Genomic DNA, 3,734 nt, shown 5'->3' with positions numbered 1-3,734 from the left:
AGAATGCCCACCAACTGTGTGATAAAGGCATTATCAAAATAAATAAACTGACTAAGCACCATACCTACGGCAATAAACAAAACAAGCGCAGGCATACCGAAACGGCTGGAAAATTTGGTAGTCAGCACACCGACCAGCAGCAAGCTGGACAGCAAAAGCACAATCAAATTTATAAGGGTTGTCTGTTCCATACGCTTCTCCTATCTTGAAAATGGATGTTCAATTTTTCGCCTTCTATCTATATACCCTCAAATCACACAGAATACTAATCTTAAGTAAAAAAATATATCAGAAAACAAAAAATCCAGCTCATGGTCTGTGCTAAATCGCACTCGATGAGCTGGTTTGTATATTTTTTATAAGGCTTAAGCAGAGACAATCGTCGTGCTTTAGGCTTTAGGATGAATCATATGCGCAGGTACAACATATTGATCGAACTGTTCTTCAGTCAACAGTCCGCTGCGGAGTGCCGCTTCTTTTAAAGACAGTCCTTCTGCATGTGCAAGTTTGGCGATTTTAGCGGCATTTTCATATCCGATATGTGGATTCAATGCCGTCACCAGCATCAGCGAATTATTCAAATTGTGCTCAATTTTAGCAAGATCAGGCTCGATGCCGATCGCACAGTTGTCATTAAAAGCAATCATGGAATCGGCCAGCAGTTGAACAGACTGCAAAAAATTGTAGATGATTACTGGCTTAAACACGTTCAGTTCAAAATTACCCTGACTCGCAGCAAAGCCGATAGCTACATCATTACCCATTACTTGAGTAATGACCATCGTCAGTGCTTCGCTCTGGGTCGGATTCACCTTACCGGGCATGATAGAGCTACCTGGCTCGTTAGCAGGGATCGTAATTTCCCCCAAACCGCTACGCGGACCACTTGCCAGCCAACGAACATCATTGGCGATTTTCATCAAATCGGCAGCGAGCGCTTTGACTGCTCCATGTACGGCCACCACTTCATCGTGGCTGGTCAATGCATGAAATTTATTGGGTGCGGAAGTGAACGTTTTGCCAGTGAAACTGGAAATTTCCGCAGAGGTTCGGGAGCCAAACTCTGGATGAGCATTAATTCCTGTCCCCACCGCTGTACCGCCAATCGCCAGCTCCTTCATGTATTGAACCGTGTCGATGATAATTCGCTTGCTCTTGTCCAGCATGGCATACCAGCCGCTTATTTCCTGGCCCAGCGTAAGCGGTGTCGCATCTTGTAAATGGGTTCGTCCAATTTTTATAATATCCTTGAATTGCTCTGACTTCTGTTGAAAAGTCTCTTTCAGCTTATCGATGGCAGGCAACAAACGATCCTCCACTGCAATGACACCCGCTACATGAAGCGCTGTAGGAAACGTATCGTTTGAGCTTTGCGACATGTTCACATCGTCATTGGGATGCAGCTTCGTATCTTTTCCCTGCTCTTGTAACCATTGGCTTCCCAGATGAGCAATCACTTCATTCACATTCATATTGGACTGCGTACCGCTCCCTGTCTGCCATACAACCAATGGGAAATGGTCATCAACTCGCCCTGCGAGAATTTCGTCTGCTGCATAAATAATGGCATCCTGCTTCTCCTGTGATAGCTTACCCAGCTTATAGTTACTGATCGCCGCGCTCTTTTTAAGCACCGCGAACGCCTGTATGACCTCTAATGGCATTTTCTCCGAACCAATCGGGAAATTTTCCTTACTGCGCTGTGTTTGCGCTCCCCACAGACGGTCTGCCGGTACTTTGATTTCGCCCAACGTATCCTTTTCGATGCGGTAGTTCAACTCATTTCCTCCTCTTGGCCTATGTAATTCAGACAAAATATGGTGATCTCTCTTGCCTATTATACATTAAATTTCAAATGTTATCATTTATTTTGCAAGCGCTTTTTTACGATGAGGCCAGAGGAGGCAAAAGGAGATTTCGGCTACTATCCTGGGTCACTAAGTTCAGCTAATGGTGATATTTCTTTTGCCATGGACTTCTTTTCTGCTCAGTAGCTTGTTCAGCGCATCGATGTAAGCTTTGGCGCTAGCTTCCAAAATATCAGTACTTGTGCCTCTTCCCAGTGCTGTGTACTCACCTTGCCTCAAAATGGCGTGTACTTCCCCCAACGCATCTTTGCCATATGTTACAGATTGGATCGAATAATCCTCCAACTCCACCTCTTCACCACTGGCCTTGTCTATAGCATGGAAAATCGCATCTACAGAACCGTTACCCATTGCTACTTCATCAATTGCTGTCCCATCTTGTTTACTCAACCGAATGGATGCGACTGGAACCGACTGATTGCCATAGGACACCTGAATGGAATCCAGTGTGTACATTTGAGGCGAGGCATTGCGGCTTTCATCCATCAGGACGAGCAAGTCTTCATCCAACACCTGTTTTTTCTTATCCGTCAAGGCCTTGAATTTGCGGAACGCCTCTTGCAGCTGTTCCTCCGTCAAAGCTTCAAACCCCATGTCCGCCAGTTTTTCTTTAAATGCATGTCTACCCGAGTGCTTGCCCAATACAAGTTTACTTGTCTTCAGACCAATACGCTCAGGGGACACGATCTCATACGTTGTACGCTCTTTAAGCATTCCGTCCTGATGTATACCAGACTCGTGCGCAAACGCATTGGCTCCAACAATGGCCTTGTTTCCCGGTACCGACATCCCCGTACGTTTGCTCACCAGGCGACTGGTGGCATACAGCTCCTCCAAAACCAGACTCGTTTGTGCACCATAGAGCTCGGTTCTAGTGTCAAGGGCCAGTGCAACTTCCTCGATAGGTGTATTTCCGGCTCGCTCACCGATGCCATTGATGGTACCTTCAAATTGGTCTACACCATTACGGATGGCCGCCAGCGTGTTAGCTGTTGCCATACCAAGATCATCATGACAATGTGTGCTAAGTTGTATTTTTTCGATACCGGGCACTTGTTGTTTTACAATTCTAAACATTTCACCGAACTGGTCCGGCGAGGCATATCCCACCGTATCCGGTAAATTGACGACTGTCGCTCCAGCACGAATCGCCATATCCACGACCTCACAAATAAAGTCCAGCTCGGTACGACTGGCGTCCTCTGCTGAAAATTCTACCTTGCTGAAATACTTGCGTCCATAACGAATGGCAGCAGCAGCGATCTCTAATACTTTCGCTTTATCCATTCGCAGCTTATGTTGGCGGTGAATGGGTGAGGTAGCCAGGAACAAATGAAGACAGGCATCCTCAGCTCCTCGTAGCGCCTCTCTGACTGCATCAATATCCTGTTCTTTCGAGCGTGCAAAACCAACCAGTGTTGCTTGGGTAACCTGTTTGGCAATCTCCTGCATGCTGATAATCTCACCAGGCGAGGTTGCTGGAAAGCCAGTCTCAATCCGATCTACGCCTAATTTTTGCAGCTGAAGAGCAATTTCCACCTTTTCTGTGCTGGTTAAGCTAACTCCTGGTGATTGCTCTCCATCTCTTAACGTTGTGTCCAACACCCATATTTTGCGCATACAGATACCACCTTTGGTTTGATTTTAGGAGATGCTCAAGTAAAAGGCTCAAAGATCATCATATTCATCAGATCATCTGATGTTTAAGTATAAAAAAATTATAAACTTCCCATATGCTTTTGCAGCTCCAGCTTGGTGCCGTCCAAATGCTGAATGCTATAAAGTTCGGCAGCCTTGCCATCCTGATCCCGGATTGCTTCATATATTTTTTCATGTTGCAAAGTAAAATGATTTTGCATCGCTGGA

The 3,734-nt window shown here is 45.8% G+C and carries 2 protein-coding genes and 2 pseudogenes; all 4 read right to left on the bottom strand.

Annotation, left to right across the window (positions count from 1 at the left end; translation table 11 throughout):
* Positions 1 to 191: pseudogene (locus GRP75_RS21320) on the bottom strand (potassium/proton antiporter); the annotation flags it as partial.
* Between the two features lie 198 nt (positions 192 to 389).
* Positions 390 to 1,778, bottom strand: a complete 1,389-nt coding sequence (fumC, locus tag GRP75_RS21315) for a class II fumarate hydratase (RefSeq protein ID WP_160790294.1) — start codon at positions 1,776 to 1,778, stop codon at positions 390 to 392.
* A gap of 165 nt (positions 1,779 to 1,943) precedes the next feature.
* Positions 1,944 to 3,488 (bottom strand): 2-isopropylmalate synthase, encoded by a 1,545-nt coding sequence (locus GRP75_RS21310; protein ID WP_160790293.1) that lies wholly within the window; start codon positions 3,486 to 3,488, stop codon positions 1,944 to 1,946.
* A 98-nt stretch (positions 3,489 to 3,586) separates the two neighbouring features.
* Positions 3,587 to 3,734: pseudogene (locus GRP75_RS30520) on the bottom strand (FadR/GntR family transcriptional regulator); the annotation flags it as partial.

Origin of the sequence: Paenibacillus sp. OT2-17, assembly GCF_009827695.1 — a bacterium.
GTDB classification, from domain to species: domain Bacteria; phylum Bacillota; class Bacilli; order Paenibacillales; family Paenibacillaceae; genus Paenibacillus; species Paenibacillus polymyxa_B.
Note: the sequence above shows the minus strand (reverse complement) of the source record. Positions and strands in the feature narration are given on the sequence as shown.

Coding starts and splice junctions, on each gene's coding strand:
- GRP75_RS21310 (WP_160790293.1), bottom strand. CDS start 3,488: ATGCGCAAAATATGGGTGTTGGACACAACGTTAAGAGATGGAGAGCAA.